The organism is Agrobacterium sp. MCAB5 (genome assembly GCF_052114365.1).
GTDB lineage: Bacteria > Pseudomonadota > Alphaproteobacteria > Rhizobiales > Rhizobiaceae > Agrobacterium > Agrobacterium tumefaciens.
On sequence record NZ_JBFREP010000005.1, the window covers coordinates 27,076 to 42,431 of the forward strand.

Here is a 15,356-nt window from a genome sequence, read left to right on the forward strand (position 1 = left end):
ATAGATGTTTCTCGCCAGCGTCGATCAATTTCTGATCACCTACCGCATATTTTTCGGAGCATATTTCATGACGACGATCGGCGTTTTGGCACCGCGCGGCAGCCTCCCCTCCGGTGGTCTGCCTCGCAGCGGTGGTATGTCAGACCGCACGCTTTTTGCCCTTGCGGCGCTTAATTTCTTTCTGGCCGATGCTCGCGACGGGCTAGGGCCGTTCCTGGACGCATTTTTGGCGACACAGGGCTGGTCTTCGCTTTCTCTGGGGATGATTGCCACGGTCGGCGGCCTCGTCGGTCTGCTTGCCACACCGCTCTGCGGCGCGTTGGTGGACGGCACGACGTGGAAAAGAACGTTGATTGCCATCCCCGTCGTTCTCGTGACCGTCGGCGCGCTGATTACGCTGATCTTTCCCGATGCGTGGATCGTCTGGACCGGCCAGATCATGACTGCGGTTGTCGGCGCCGTCGTGGGACCGGCTCTGGCCGGACTGACGCTTGGTCTGGTCGGTGAACGCCTGTTCTCCCGTCAGATATCGAGAAACGAATTCTGGAACCATGGCGGCAATTTCGCATCGCTCTTCGCCACTTACGTTGCCGTTTCCTTCTTCGGCCTGCATGGCGTCATCGGACTGATGCTTCTGACGGCTGCCGGCGCACTTGTTGCCGCCGCCGCCATCGACCCCGACAGGATCGACCACAAGGTGGCGCGGGGCCTTGGCGAGGACAAGGGCGAACCGGGGCCTTCAGGCATCAACGTGCTGCTTCACGAACGCGGTCTGATATTCCTCGCGATCATTCTTCTCATCTTCCACTTCGGCAACGCGCCGATGGGGCGGCTTATCGCGCAGAATTTTGCCATCGAACTGCAGACACCATTTCGCACGACAGCGATCATTACCGGTGTCGCGCAATTTGCCATGATCTTCGTTGCGGCCCTGGCGCCGTGGCTTATCCGGCGCTTCGGTCTTGCGACGGTGTTCCTGATCGCGCTTGCGGCCCTGCCGATCCGCGGTCTGCTGGCTTCCGCCTTCACCGATTTCTGGGTAATCTTTCCGGTACAGTTGCTTGACGGTATCGGTGCCGGCCTTCTGGGCATCGTGACGCCTGTGGCCGCCGAACGCATTCTCAAGGGAACCGGCCGGTTCAATGTCGGCCTTGCAAGCGTCATGATGGTGCAAGGCATTGGTGCGTCCCTCAGCAACGTCGTTGCCGGCTGGCTGGTAACCAAAGGCGGTTACGCCCTTTCGCACTTGGTCGGCGGCGGCATATCGGCCATCGCCATCGCTCTCTTCTTCATCTACCGAAACGAGATTGCCCCGAAGCAGGCCGACGAAGCACTGCCTCAGTAAACCGTACAAATAAAAAAGGAGGCCTCACGGCCTCCTTCATCCAACTTGCGCAAATATCTGCTATCCGACGAAAGCGCGCTCGATGACGAACTCGGCAGGCTTGTTGTTCGCACCTTCGTTAAGCCCGGCCTTTTCAAGAAGCTCCTTCGTGTCCTTCAGCATGGCCGAAGAACCGCAGATCATGCCGCGATCGATAGAGGGATCGAGTGCGGGAACACCCAGATCCGCAAACAGCTTGCCGTTCTCAATCAGCGAGGTGATGCGGCCCTTGAAGGGATAATCCTCGCGCGTGACAGTCGCATAGTGCTTGAGCTTGTCGCCGACGATCTCGTTCAGGAATTCATGGTTCCTGATTTCCTCGACCAGATCGAAACCGTATTTCAGTTCGGCCACATCGCGGCAGGTATGGGTGAGGATGACCTCTTCAAACTTTTCATAGGTCTCAGGATCGCGGATCAGGCTTGCGAAGGGTGCGATGCCGGTGCCGGTCGAGAACATATAGAGCCGTCTGCCTGGTGTCAGCGCATCCAGAACCAGAGTGCCTGTCGGCTTCTTTCGCATAAGCACGGTATCGCCGGGCTTGATCGCCTGAAGATGCGAGGTCAACGGGCCATCCGGAACCTTGATCGAGAAGAATTCAAGTTCCTCGTCCCAGGCAGGGCTGGCGATGGAATAGGCGCGGTAGATCGGCTTTTCGCCGACCATCAGGCCGATCATGGCGAATTCGCCGGAACGGAAACGGAAGCCGGCCGGACGCGTCATGCGGAAACGGAACAGGTGATCCGTATAGTGTTCCACCGACAAAACTGTCTCGGCGTAAACACCATCAGGTATCTTGATCGCGAAATCTTCCGTCTTGGCTGGCGCGTTCATTTCAGGTTCCGTCCATTCATTCGATAAGCGACATTCTTCGACCGGGCAATTATACCATTTTTGCCGCGGTTTGAAGGCATGAGAATATCAATACTGCCATGCGCGCAGAAAATATGCATCTAAAACTCATATTTCCGCGCAACGCGTCATTGGGCCGCACGGCGGCGCCAGCTATAGGCCTCTCCACCGTTGGCCGGAAGGGCCGTCGGCTGGTAATAGACCGGGATTTCCGGCAGGCGATTTTCGGACAGGCGGCGGATCGCCGTCTCGTTCGTGACCGCAAAGCTGGTGAAGCCGGTGCGCAGCATCAGCGGCACCTGGTCGATCAAAACATCGCCAACCGCCCTCACTTCACCGGCAAAATCAAGACGGCTGCGCAGCAACGAGGCATGGCTGAAACCACGCCCGTCATTGAAGGCCGGGAAGCTGACGGCGACAAGGTCGATACGGTCGAGATAGGGCTCGAGCCGGGTGACATCGTCGGCAGGCGCAATCAGAACGCCGAGGCCGACATCATTGCTTTCGGCCGCACGGACAAGGAAATCAGCAAGCGACAGCACCGGTTTCTGCTCGGCAGTTGCCTTCACTTCTTCCGTTTCGATCACCCAGGGATCGTTTTCCACGAAGCCGTCGCGGTTCCAGATTTTCGTCATGGCAATCTCCTCAGGCGGCTTCAGCGGCGGAACCGTAGAGCGCATCCTTGAACGGCTGCGGTCCGACGCGGCGATAGGCCTCGAGGAAGGTTTCTTCCTTCGAAAGACGCAAGCCCAGATAGGTGTCGACGATAGTTTCCACCGCGTCGGTCACTTTTTCCGGCTCGAAACCACGGCCAATGATCTCACCAATCGACGTGTTTTCATCACCCGATCCGCCAAGCGTGATCTGGTAGAGTTCCGCACCCTTCTTCTCAACACCCAGAAGGCCGATATGGCCGACATGGTGGTGGCCGCAGGCATTGATGCAGCCGGAAATCTTGATCTTAAGCTCGCCGATTTCCGCCTGACGTTCCGGCGCGCCAAAACGGGTGGAGATTTCCTGCGCCACCGGAATGGAGCGCGCATTGGCAAGCGCGCAATAGTCCAGCCCGGGACAGGCAATGATATCGGTGATCAACCCGGCATTGGCAGTCGCCAGTCCGGCTCCTACAAGTGCGCGATAGACCGGCTCGAGATCGGCCAGTGCCACATGCGGCAGGATAATGTTCTGCTCGTGGCTGATGCGGATTTCGTCAAACGCGTATTCGGCGGCGATATCGGCGACGAGTTCCATCTGCTCGTCGGTCGCATCGCCGGGAATGCCGCCAATCGGCTTCAGGGAAATCGTCACCATGCCGTAGTCCGGATGCTTATGCGGCTGGACGTTCTGCTCGACAAAACGGGCAAAACCCTCATCCGCCCGCTTCCAGCGCGCCAGGCTCTCCCAGCCTTCAGGACGGTCCTTAAGTGCTGGCGGTGCGAAATAGGCGGTGATGGCTGCAATATCGGCATCCGGCAGCTTCAATTCCGTGTTTTTCAGCTGCGCGAATTCGACCTCGACCTGGCGGGCCAGTTCTTCTGCGCCGGTTTCATGCACGAGGATCTTGATACGCGCCTTGTACTTGTTGTCGCGGCGGCCGTGCAGGTTGTAAACGCGCATGACGGCCGTGGTATAGGACAGCAGGTCTTCTTCCGGCAGGAAGTCGCGGATCTTCTTGGCGATCATCGGCGTACGGCCCTGCCCGCCGCCGACATAGACGGCAAAACCGATCTCGCCCTTGTCGTTCTTTTTCAGATGCAGGCCGATATCGTGAACCTGAATCGCGGCGCGGTCGCGCTCGGCACCCGTTACAGCGATCTTGAACTTGCGCGGCAGGAACGAGAACTCCGGATGCACGGAAGACCATTGACGCAGGATTTCCGCATAAGGACGCGGATCGGCGACCTCGTCTGCGGCGGCGCCCGCGAAATGGTCGGCGGTCACGTTGCGAATGCAGTTACCCGAGGTCTGCAGCGCATGCATTTCCACGCTTGCCAGTTCGGAGAGGATATCGGGCGTGTCGGACAGGCGCGGCCAGTTGTACTGAATGTTCTGGCGGGTGGTGAAGTGGCCGTAACCCCGGTCATATTTGCGGGCGATATGGGCCAGCATCCGCATCTGCTGCGAATTCAGCGTGCCGTAGGGAATGGCGACGCGCAGCATATAGGCATGGAGCTGGAGATAGACACCGTTCATAAGGCGCAGCGGCTTGAACGCGTCCTCAGCAAGCTCGCCGGACAACCGGCGCTCGACCTGATCGCGAAACTGTGCCACGCGGCCTTCAACAAATGCGTGATCGAACTCGTCGTAACGGTACATATTCTTCCTCAGACTGCGATGAATGCTGCATCGGCCGGCTTGAAGCCGTTGGCATAGTGCATGGTCGGGCCAGCGGCGCGAATGCGCTCACGAAGCCGCGTCGGCCAAAGCTTGCCATTCTCCTCCACCACGTCTATGACATTCACGTCAACGACCTTGTTGGCGGAAAAATCCCGCTTGCCGATTTCCTCGAACGAAGCGACGGCCTCTGCGTGGCGGGCGACGATTGCGTCCTGCAGGTTCTCCGTCCATTCGCCATTGGCATCGAGCCATACAGCGATCCCATCGCCCAGGCGGTTGGCGGTCAAAACCTTGTCAGCCATTTGCATACTCCCTTTTAAGGTTCGCTGGCCGCGCAACAAGCGCGAGCGCCTCGGACCTGTCAAAATTGGCGCCCGCCACCGCATCGCCGATGATGACCATGACCGGACCGGTCAGTTCGTCGCGATGTTCGAGGTCGGGCAGATCGTTCAAAGTGCCATGCAGCAGGCGGCGATCCGCGCGGCTGGCATTTTCGATGACGGCTACGGTCGTTTCCACGCCCAGACCTGCCTCTATCAGCCTCGTCGCGACCGACGCGGCAACGCTGCGGCCCATATAGACAGCAATGGTAGCACCAGATACGGCAAGCCGCGCCCAGTCCGGCAGGACATCGCCGGTCAGATCGTGGCCGGTGGTGAAAATCAGCGACGAAGCGACACCGCGCAGCGTCAAGGGCAATTCGAAATCCGCAGCAGCGGCGAAGGCGGAGGTGATGCCCGGAACGATCTCGTAACCTATACCGGCATCGCGCAGCGCCGCCATTTCCTCTCCCGCCCGGCCGTAGACCAGCGGATCACCGGATTTGAGGCGCACGACGCGCTTGCCGTCTTTACCAAGACGCACCAGCAGGCGGTTGATCTCATCCTGCGACTTGCTGTGGCACCCCTTGCGTTTGCCGACGGACAGCCGCTCGGCGTCGCGGCGCCCCATGTCAACGATTGCCTGCGGCACTAGCGCATCATAGACGATCACATCCGCTTCCATCAGCACGCGCTGCGCGCGCAGCGTCAGCAAATCTTCAGCACCGGGACCAGCGCCCACAAGCCAGACGCGGCCTTCGCTGCGCTCGGGCGATTGCAGCAAACGGTCAGCGGCATGGCGGGCGGATGATGTATCGCCGAGAGCGACGGCATCTGCGACAGCACCGGAAAAGAACCGGCGCCAGAAATTGCGCCGCAACGCGCCCTTGGGAACATTCTGCTCGGCAGCGTCACGATAGTGCACGGCGAGGCGCGCAAGCTTGCCCAGCGACGGAGACAGCATCTGATCGATACGCGCGCGGATCATCTGGGCAAGAACCGGGCCGGCGCCTTCGGTGCCAATGGCGATGGCGACGGGTGCGCGGGCAACGAGTGCCGGCGTGAAGAAATCGCAGAACTCCGGCTGATCCACCGCATTGGCGGGGATTTTCTTGGCGCGCGCAGCCAGAACGATCTCACGGTCCAGTGCCTCGTCTCCAGTGGCGGCAAAAACCAGCGTCGCGCCTTCAATCAGCTGGCTTGCGAAACCCAAGGCCCGATGATCGATGCCGTTTTCGCTGATATAGCGCGCAAAATCCGCTTCCGGCTCGTCGGCATAAGCAATGATATGTGCATTGGTATTGGCAAGCAGCCTTACCTTCGCAAAGGCCTCGTCGCCATTGCCGAAAACAGCGACCTGCCGTCCCTCAACCCGGAAGAACGCGGGGAAGGTCGAAAGGCGATCGCCAGAAGCGGAAAAATCATGTTCGTTGTGCATCGGGCATTTATCCCGCATTGCGGCGAAAGATTGAAGAAACAGAAATTCAAGCCTTTCCGACACCTGGATTTTTATTTCTCGAACACCCCTGTTTTTGAGGAAAACTAACCGGCACACCTTTATCAACCCTGTCGAACGCCTCGAAATCCCATGAGAATCCCTTGACAAACCAGGCCCTCGCGCCGAACAAGAAGGGACTATTTTCGTCGATATCTCCATGCAAAACCGCTTCCCCCTGAGGCGGTACGAAGGATCAGACCCTTGACCAGCTCGACCATCGCCGCCCGTCTTCTCGATGTTATCGAACACGATATCCTGCCCCTGACGGCGCGCGGCGTCAGCCTCGGCAACAAGGTTTTCGGTGCGGCGATCCTGCGCAAATCCGACCTGTCGCTGGTGATCGCGGAGACGAATAACGAGTTGGAAAACCCGCTCTGGCATGGCGAAGTGCACGCGCTGAAGCGGTTTTACGAGCTGGGTGAGAAGCCGAACACCAAGGAATTGATTTTCCTTTCCACCCATGAACCCTGCACCATGTGCATGTCCGCCATCACCTGGGCCGGCTTCGATAATTTCTACTCCTTTTTCAGCCACGAGGATTCGCGCGACGCTTTCGCCATCCCGCACGACCTGAAAATCCTCAAGGAAGTTTTCGGGCTGGAGCCGGGCGGGTATCGCCGCAGCAACGCCTTCTGGAACTCTTTCTTCATTGCCGATCTGGTGGAGAGCGAAGACGATCCGCTGAAGACCGAGTTGAAGGCGCAGACGGCCCGCATCAAGGCTGCCTATGACGAGCTTTCCACCAGCTATCAGTCATCGAAGAGTGGCAACGATATTCCGCTGAACTAGAGCATTTCTAGACGGTTTTCCGCCTGGATATGTATGAAAATAAAGAACGAAGGTTTGAAAGACTATGGAAGCCTCGAAGGATATTTCCCGCCTGATCGAGATCATGGAAGCCCTGCGCCAGCCGGAAACCGGCTGCCCCTGGGATGTCGTCCAGACCTTCGAGACGATCAAGCCTTACACCATCGAAGAGGCTTATGAGGTTGCCGACGCCATCGAGCGCAAGGATATGGACGATCTTTGCGAAGAACTGGGCGACCTGTTGCTGCAGGTGGTTTTCCATGCCCGCATCGCCGAGGAACGGGGCGAATTCGCCTTTGGCGACGTGGTTGAGGCCGTGACGTCCAAAATGATCCGCCGCCATCCGCACGTCTTTGCCGTTTCCGCCGCCAATACGCCTGACAGCGTCAAGCTGCAATGGGACCAGATCAAGGCCGAGGAAAAGCGCGAGCGTGCGGAACGCCGCGCCCGCCGCGGTATCACCGAGGATTTCAAGGCCGGCTTTTTAGGCAGTGTGCAGCGTAGCCAGCCGGCTCTGACCGAGGCTCTGAAGTTGCAGGAACAGGCTGCGCGTGTCGGTTTCGATTGGTCGGATCCAGCCCCCATTCTCGACAAGATCGAGGAGGAAATCGCCGAACTGCGTGAAGCGCTAGCGGAGGGAAAGCCGGAGAAGGTCTCTGATGAACTTGGCGATCTCATCTTCGCGCTGGTCAATATCGGCCGTCACGTCAAGGCCGATCCGGAAGACGCGCTGCGCGGCACCAACACGAAATTCCGGAGGCGTTTCAATCACATCGAGACGTCGCTCACCGAAAATGGCGAAACGCTTCAGGAAGCGAGCCTTGAGAGAATGGAAGACCTGTGGCAGGCGGCAAAACGCATCGAACGCTCGCTGGATATGGTTTCGTCCTGATAACCCAGATATGCCGAAAAATTCAGAGCGCCCGGTGCTTTCGACAGTGGTGACGAAAATCTAGACCTCTCCTGCGTCACGCTCTGGCCTGCCCCGAGCATCTGCGACGTCCTGATTGTATCTGTGTGTCTAGATCCTTGGGACAAGCCCAAGGATGACGTTGAGTATAAGGGAATATACCGCAATCGTTCTGGGAGCGTTTACTGCTCCCAGTCTTCCCGCTCGCGGATGGTTGCCTTTCCAAGCTTCCGTTCCAGCTCGGTGGCCTGCGCTTCCGACAGGCGCACATCAAGGGAAACCGAACCGTCCTCATTGTCTTCGCGGCTATCCACGATGGAGTTGCTGTAGACCCATGAGATCAGCGGCAATTGCTCGACGGAGAGGACGACAGTCGTTTCCGTCAGGACACCTGACAGACGGCCGGAAATCTCGTCCATCAGGGCATCGACGCCCTCGCCCGTGACCGCCGAAACGGCACGAATATCGGAGCGGCCCTCGGCACGTTCAATGATGGCGTCATGCGCTTCTGGTTCGAGACGATCGACCTTGTTCCAGACCTCGATGATGCGCTTTTCGGCTTCCTTCTCGTCAATACCGAGATCGCCAAGAATGCGCAGCACATCGGCCGACTGGGCGGCATTATCCGGATCGGACATGTCGCGCACGTGCAAAATAAGATCGGCTTCCAGCACCTCTTCCAGCGTTGCGCGGAAAGCGGCGACGAGATGTGTCGGCAGATCGGAGATGAAACCGACGGTATCGGACAGGATAACCGTGCGGCCATGCGGCAGCTTCATGCGGCGCAAGGTTGGATCGAGCGTCGCGAACAGCATGTCTTCCGCCAGAACGCCAGCGCCGGTAATGCGATTGAACAGGGTGGACTTGCCGGCATTGGTATAACCGACCAGCGCCACGATCGGGTGCGGCACCTTGCGGCGCTTGGCGCGGTGAAGCTGGCGGGTGCGCACCACCTGCTCCAGCTCGCGCTCGAGCTTGACGATGCGATCCTGCAGCAGCCGACGGTCGGCCTCGATCTGCGTTTCACCCGGACCCCCCATGAAACCCGCGCCGCCGCGCTGGCGTTCAAGGTGGGTCCAGCTTCTGACGAGGCGGCCCTTCTGATAGTTCAGATGCGCAAGATCGACCTGCAACGTGCCTTCCTTGGTGGAGGCGCGGCGGCCGAAGATTTCGAGGATCAGGCCCGTCCTGTCGATGACCTTCGCATTCCATTGCTTTTCAAGATTGCGCTGCTGCACCGGAGTCAAAGGATGATCGACGATCACCAGACCGGAATTGGTTTCATCCAGAAGATGGCCGATTTCCTCGATCTTGCCGGTTCCAAACAATGTCGCCGGACGCGGCTGGTTGACCGGCACGACAAGACCTTGCGTCACCTCAAGATCAATGGCGAGCGCCAGCCCCTTTGCTTCCTCAAGCTTGGCCTCAACAGACCGTACAGGAGAAACCGGACCCGCCACAGCATCACGGTTTTCGCGCTGCTGCTTGAGGACAGGCACGATGACCACCGCACGCATGTCGTCGCGGTGCTTTTCCTGTTCGGGGATGATCGATTCGTTCGAGGTGTCGCGCGTCGTAATGGGTTCAGCCTTATCAAGAAATGACATTGCAGCCGACCGCATCCGTGCGGACGACTATCTGGATTAACCTGATTGAACCGGAAATGTTCCCGGTTCAGGTCAGCTTATATCGAAGATACCGTTGAGGGAGCCTGATCAGGCTGCGCCTTCTTCGCTCTCGAACATCTGCATCGGCTGGCCGGGCATGATGGTGGAGATCGCATGCTTGTAAACAAGCTGCGAGTGACCGTCACGGCGCAGAAGCACGCAGAAATTATCGAAGGAAGTGACAACGCCCGTCAGCTTGACGCCGTTGATCAGGAAAATCGTGAGCGAAATCTTTTGCTTACGAACGGTATTGAGGAAAAGATCCTGAAGGTTTTGAGAACGTTCCGCCATGGCGCCGCTTCTTTCTTTTTTGCCGGCAGGGATACCGGAAAATAATCAATCAATAATAAGCCGGCCGAGTCTAGTCCCCCGCTTGGCCGACCTGCAACTCTGGTATCAAATCGTGTCCTGTTCCGCAACGGCGAAAACAGCCGAATGAGTACGAGTATTGACCTGCTTTTTCGATTCGAAACAGTCAGAAATATTGTATCGAAACCCGGAAAAGCTGTTCCACGTCGCGCACCGCATCGGCAGATGCAAACAGCACGACGCGGTCCTTCGCCTTGATCTTCGTGCTGCCGTCCGGGCGGATCACCACACCGTCGCGATAGATCGCGCCGATGCGCACGCCATCAGGCATATCGATGTCACGGAAGGACTGGCCGACCAGCGGCGAAGTCTCCAGCGCCTCTGCCTCGATTACCTCTGCCGAGCCGCGCTGAACGGCATAAACCGACCGGATACGGCCCTTGCGCACATGCTGGAGAACGCGCGAAATGGTAACGGCCCTGGGATTGATATAGGCGTCGAGACCGAGTGAATCCGCAACCTCGTGAAAGGACGAGCTGTTCAACAATGCAAGGTTGGATTTGCAGCCGAGCTGCTTGGCCATCACCGCCGCCAGTATATTGGTCTGATCGCTGTTGGTGAGCGTCACGATCAGATCCGCATCCTGAATATCGGCCTGCAGCAAAATCTTCTGGTCCAGCGCCGAACCATGCATAACAATGGTGTTGCTGAGCTGTTCCGATGCGGCAATAGCCCTGTCGCGATCCGCCTCGATGATCTTTACCCGCGTCTTAGGCTGCAACTCCTCGATCTTCTGCGCGACGAAGTGGCCAATATTGCCGGCGCCCGCAATGACGATGCGCTGCGCCTCCTGCTCCTCATGGCCGAAGAGGCCAAGGGTGCGGCGTGCGTGCTGGCGCTGACAGATGACATAAGCGAGGTCGCCGACGCGCAGCTGCTCGGAGGAGTGCGCGACCTTGAGGATGCCGTTCCGGTAGACACCCACCACGGTTGCGATAAGGTCCGGAAAGAGGTTGGAAAGCTGCTGCAGTGGCGTGTTGATGACCGGGCAGTCCTCCATGCACTCGATTGCCAGCATGAAGACCGTGTCGTCGGCGAAACGCACGACATCGGTGGCACCCGGAAAGGCGATGCGCCTGAGTACCATCTTGCCGACTTCGACTTCAGGCGAAATCGTCACGTCGATCGACATGTTTTCGCGGCTGAACAGATCGGCATATTCCGGTTTCAGATAGCTTTGGTCGCGGATGCGGGCGATCTTGGTCGGAACGCTGAACAGCGCATGCGCAACCTCGCAGGCGACGATATTGATCTCGTCATGCAGGGTCACGGCGATGATCATGTCGGCCTGGTCCGCACCCGCCTTTGCCAGCATGTCGGGATGGGCGCCATGGCCGACATAACCGCGCACATCCAGCGTCTCTGTAATGGCGGTAATGAGGGTCGCGGAGGTATCGATGACCGATACCTCATTATCCTCGCGCGACAGTTGTTCGGCAATGCCGTAACCCACCTGCCCTGCGCCGCAAATGATGACTTTCATGCTGTCTCTCTGACGGAATAATCGATTACGACGACTTGGGCCTTCGTCTCTTATACGCCGAGAGATTTCAGTTTGCGATGCAGTGCCGATCTTTCCATGCCGACAAATTCCGCCGTTCGCGAAATATTGCCGCCGAAGCGGTTGATCTGGGCAACCAGATAGTCGCGCTCGAACATTTCACGTGCTTCGCGCAACGGCAGGGTCATGATGTGCTGATCGCCTTGCGCCGAAATCTTCGGCAGCATGTCGCCAATATCCGCCGGCAACATGTCTGCCGAGATTGGTGCCTCACCGCCTTCGGGGCGTGCCAGAATCATCAGCCGCTCGATATTGTTGCGGAGCTGGCGAATGTTACCCGGCCAATCATGCGTCTGGAGAACGGCCATGGCGTCATCGCCGATCTTGCGCGGGCGGATGCCGGCCTGTTCGGAAATCTGCCGCATGAACATGTCGACGAGGAAAGGAATATCCTCACGCCGCTCGGACAGCGCCGGCACCTTCACCGGCACCACGGCGAGGCGATGGTATAGATCTTCGCGGAACTGGCCTTCGGCGATCAGGCTTTCGAGGTGATGGGCAGTTGAGGAGATGATGCGTACATCCACCTTTACCCGCTTGCCGCCACCGACACGCTCGAACTGCTGATCGACCAGCACGCGCAGGATCTTGTTCTGCGTTTCGCGCGGCATCTCGCCAACTTCATCGAGATAGAGAACACCGCGATGGGCCTCTTCCAGAGCGCCCACCTTGCGCGGCTGCCCGGGCAGACCTTCGGTACCGAACAAGGCAATTTCCATGCGGTCCGGCGTGATGGTCGCAGCGTTCAGCGCAACGAAAGGTCCTGTGGCACGCGAGGATTTCTTGTGCACCATGCGCGCCACCAGCTCCTTTCCGGAACCGGAGGGGCCGAGGATCATGATGCGGCTGTTGGTGGGCGCCACGCGGTCAATGGTCTGGCGAAGTTGGGAAACCGCAAGCGACGCGCCGACGAGTTCAACCGCGTCGCCGGTGCGCTTCTTGAGTTCCTGCACCTCCCGCTTCAGCTTGGAGTTCTCCAGCGCGCGTTCGGCAATCAGGATCAGGCGGTCCGCCTTGAACGGTTTCTCAATAAAATCGAACGCGCCGCGCTTGATGGCGTTGACGGCGGTTTCGATGTTGCCGTGACCGGAAATCATCACAACAGGGATATCGGGATGGCGGCTCTTGATCTCGTCCAGCAGGGCCAGACCGTCGAGCTTCGACCCCTGCATCCAGATGTCGAGAAAGATGAGACGCGGAACGCGTTCGGAAATGGCGGCCAGCGCGCTGTCGCTGTCGAACGCCATGCGCGTCTCGTGGCCTTCATCGGAAAGAATACCCGCTACGATTTCGCGAATGTCCGCCTCGTCATCCACGACCAGAATATCAGACGCCATATGCTGCTTCCTTGTTATTTTTGCCGCCGACCGCCTCGATATAGGGCAGCAGCACTCTGATCATGGCACCGTGGCCATGGTCGAACTCCGGCGGGGCATCGTGGAGTTCCAGATACCCGCCATGCTCTTCGATGATTTTCTTGACGATGGCGAGGCCGAGGCCCGTGCCCTTGTCCCGCATCGTCATATAGGGTTCGAGAATGCGGTGACGGTTCTCGACGGGCAAGCCTCTGCCATTGTCGATGATGTCAGCCACGAACCGCGAATTGGCCTCGTCGAAGGATGCGCGCACCAGGATTTTGCCTGGCCGCTTTTCGCCTTCCACTGCCTCGATCGCTTCCGTTGCATTCTTGATGAGATTGCCGAACGCCTGTCCCAGCATGCGGGCATCGAACATGCCCTCCAGCGGGACATCGCCAAATTCCGTGGAGAATTTCGTGTCTGCGGCGCTTATTTCGCGCAGGAATGCCGCGTCCTTCAAGATCGAACGCAGGTCCGACTTTTCCTTCGTGGGCTTCGGCATGCGCGCAAAGGCCGAGAATTCATCCACCATCCGGCCGATGTCACCAACCTGCCGGACGATGGTGTCCGTACACTGGTCAAAGATGGCGCGATCGTTCTCGTCGATCTGCTTGCCGAAGCGGCGTTTGATGCGCTCGGCGGAAAGCTGGATAGGTGTCAGAGGATTCTTGATCTCATGCGCAATACGCCGCGCGACGTCGGACCAGGCGGTCGAGCGCTGGGCAATGACGAGATCGGTGATATCGTCGAGCGTGATGACGTAGCTGTCGCGGCTGTCGCGTGCATCCTCACGGGTCACCTGCACATTGAGCGTCCGTTCGGTGCCGCGCCGCATGATGTTGATCTGCTTGCGGAAATTGCCGCGCGACCAAGTGTTGGCCTCGGTCACGACCTCTTCGATTTCAGGCGCGATATCAGATAGTTGCGCGCCGATCAGCTGGTCGGAGGAAAGCGCCACGAATTCTTCAGCCGAAGGATTGACGATGGTGATCCTGCGGTTTTCATCAATGCCGATAACGGCGGCGGTAACGCCCGACAATACGGCCTCGATGAAGCGGCGGCGATCATCGATGTCGTCTTTCGCTTCAATGATCTGTTCCTGTTGGCTGCGCAGTTCCGAGACCATCTTGTTGAAGGTGCGCGACAGGCGGCCAACGTCGCCATCGATGGCGCGAACGGGAACCAGCACATGCATGTTCCCGGTGGCTACACTGTCTGCGGCGCTGATGAGGAGACGGATAGGACGCACGATACGGTCGGCCACCGCAATCGCGGTCCAGATCGCCGCCAGAAGCACGATCAGCGCGAAACCGAGATAAAGGATTGCAAACGCAATCTGCAACGGCGCACGGCCGGCCTCCATCGCCTTGTATTCGGCGCGGTTCTCTTCCATCAGCCGCATCGCGCCCATTACCTTGGGATCGACGGCACGCACGGTATAAAGAAACGTACCGCTGATGCCCTCGAGCTTGATGATGGCGCCGACGAGATTGGTGATGCCAGGCGGAATAAGGGTTGGCTGACCAGCGGCGGCCTTTTCAAGCGCATCGTGCGGAATGGCCGGAAGCGGCTTTTCCGTCTTGATATCGGCTTGCGCGACGGCGTCGCCGTCTTCCTGCACCAGGAATGCGCCGAGAAGACCACGGCCCTTGGCCTGACGGGTCATGAGATCGACGAAGCCGGTGCGGTCGAGATAAAAGAGCGCGCGATTGCGGTCGAGGTCGGTGGCCATCGACAGGGTCTGTCCCTGAAGATAACCGGCATTCTCCATCATATAGGCCTGGGCAATATTGCTGGAGGAATCGACGATCGACTGGGTACGTAGCGCAAACCAGCGGTCGAGACCGACATTCAGCGTCAGACTGGCGAAGATGGCGACGAGAACGGCCGGTGTAATCGCAACGATGGAAAACAGCACGACGATGCGCACATGCAATCGTGCCGCCGCCCTGCCCTTTTTCCGCGCTTTCAGCAGGCGGTTGATTTCCCGACCGATGAGAAAGATCAGTCCGATCACAAAGACCGAATTGATGACGACCGAGGCGATGACGACATTCGATGTCGGCGCAATCGGTGTTACGCCCAGAAGCACGAAAAGTGTCAGTATGGCGCAAACAAGGGCGACACCGGCAAGCACCAGCCCCGGCAGAGCGAAAGACATCCTGCGATCGGCTACCACCATTCCCGCTGCGTCTTCGGCAACGGCTTTCTCGGCGGCGGGTTTCCGCATGCATTTCTCCCAATCGCTGGCTAGCCAGCACCACATTCATGAAAATGGGCGAATCCGCCTCGT

At 58.7% G+C, this 15,356-nt stretch carries 13 protein-coding genes; 3 read left to right on the forward strand and 10 right to left on the reverse strand.

What is annotated here, in order from left to right:
• Positions 1-4 precede the first annotated feature (4 nt).
• Positions 5-1,345 (forward strand): MFS transporter, encoded by a 1,341-nt coding sequence (locus AB4Z23_RS13335; protein WP_029658762.1) that lies wholly within the window; start codon positions 5-7, stop codon positions 1,343-1,345.
• Positions 1,346-1,405: 60 nt separating this feature from the next.
• On the opposite strand, the gene AB4Z23_RS13340 is transcribed toward AB4Z23_RS13335, so the two are convergent.
• The 5 genes from AB4Z23_RS13340 to cysG form a co-directional block, all read right to left on the reverse strand.
• A complete protein-coding gene (locus AB4Z23_RS13340) occupies positions 1,406-2,218 on the reverse strand; it encodes a ferredoxin--NADP reductase (protein WP_038490916.1) in 813 nt (270 codons plus the stop codon).
• Positions 2,219-2,364: 146 nt separating this feature from the next.
• A complete protein-coding gene (locus AB4Z23_RS13345; RefSeq protein WP_038492802.1) occupies positions 2,365-2,871 on the reverse strand; it encodes a DUF934 domain-containing protein in 507 nt (168 codons plus the stop codon).
• A gap of 10 nt (positions 2,872-2,881) precedes the next feature.
• Positions 2,882-4,552, reverse strand: a complete 1,671-nt coding sequence (locus AB4Z23_RS13350; protein ID WP_111795849.1) for a nitrite/sulfite reductase — start codon at positions 4,550-4,552, stop codon at positions 2,882-2,884.
• Positions 4,553-4,560: 8 nt separating this feature from the next.
• The gene (locus AB4Z23_RS13355) at positions 4,561-4,875 is read right to left on the reverse strand and encodes a DUF2849 domain-containing protein (protein ID WP_003512933.1); all 315 of its coding nucleotides are present in this window, start codon (positions 4,873-4,875) and stop codon (positions 4,561-4,563) included.
• Entirely contained in the window at positions 4,868-6,331 is a 1,464-nt protein-coding gene (cysG, locus tag AB4Z23_RS13360) for a siroheme synthase CysG (protein ID WP_421476351.1), read from the reverse strand. Before cysG ends, AB4Z23_RS13355 begins: the two co-directional genes overlap by 8 nt.
• Positions 6,332-6,592: 261 nt before the next feature.
• On the opposite strand from cysG, the gene AB4Z23_RS13365 reads away from it, so the two are divergent.
• A complete protein-coding gene (locus AB4Z23_RS13365) occupies positions 6,593-7,180 on the forward strand; it encodes a deaminase (protein WP_038490910.1) in 588 nt (195 codons plus the stop codon).
• Positions 7,181-7,244: 64 nt separating this feature from the next.
• A complete protein-coding gene (mazG, locus tag AB4Z23_RS13370) occupies positions 7,245-8,090 on the forward strand; it encodes a nucleoside triphosphate pyrophosphohydrolase (protein WP_306625408.1) in 846 nt (281 codons plus the stop codon).
• A gap of 200 nt (positions 8,091-8,290) precedes the next feature.
• Here the strand turns inward: mazG and hflX are convergent, their stop codons facing one another.
• From hflX to AB4Z23_RS13395, 5 genes are all read right to left on the reverse strand, one after another.
• Positions 8,291-9,715 carry a GTPase HflX gene (gene hflX, locus AB4Z23_RS13375; protein ID WP_181408674.1) on the reverse strand — a complete coding sequence of 475 codons (1,425 nt, stop codon included), beginning with the start codon at positions 9,713-9,715 and terminating at the stop codon, positions 8,291-8,293.
• Positions 9,716-9,823: 108 nt separating this feature from the next.
• Entirely contained in the window at positions 9,824-10,066 is a 243-nt protein-coding gene (gene hfq, locus AB4Z23_RS13380; RefSeq protein WP_003496145.1) for an RNA chaperone Hfq, read from the reverse strand.
• Positions 10,067-10,250: 184 nt separating this feature from the next.
• Positions 10,251-11,627: a Trk system potassium transporter TrkA gene (trkA, locus tag AB4Z23_RS13385; RefSeq protein WP_003512920.1), complete on the reverse strand. Its 1,377-nt coding sequence runs from the start codon at positions 11,625-11,627 to the stop codon at positions 10,251-10,253.
• A 50-nt stretch (positions 11,628-11,677) separates the two neighbouring features.
• Positions 11,678-13,042 (reverse strand): nitrogen assimilation response regulator NtrX, encoded by a 1,365-nt coding sequence (ntrX, locus tag AB4Z23_RS13390; protein WP_003512918.1) that lies wholly within the window; start codon positions 13,040-13,042, stop codon positions 11,678-11,680.
• Entirely contained in the window at positions 13,032-15,293 is a 2,262-nt protein-coding gene (locus tag AB4Z23_RS13395; RefSeq protein WP_003512916.1) for a sensor histidine kinase NtrY-like, read from the reverse strand. The genes ntrX and AB4Z23_RS13395 overlap by 11 nt, the downstream gene beginning before the upstream one ends.
• Between the last annotated feature and the right edge of the window lie 63 nt (positions 15,294-15,356).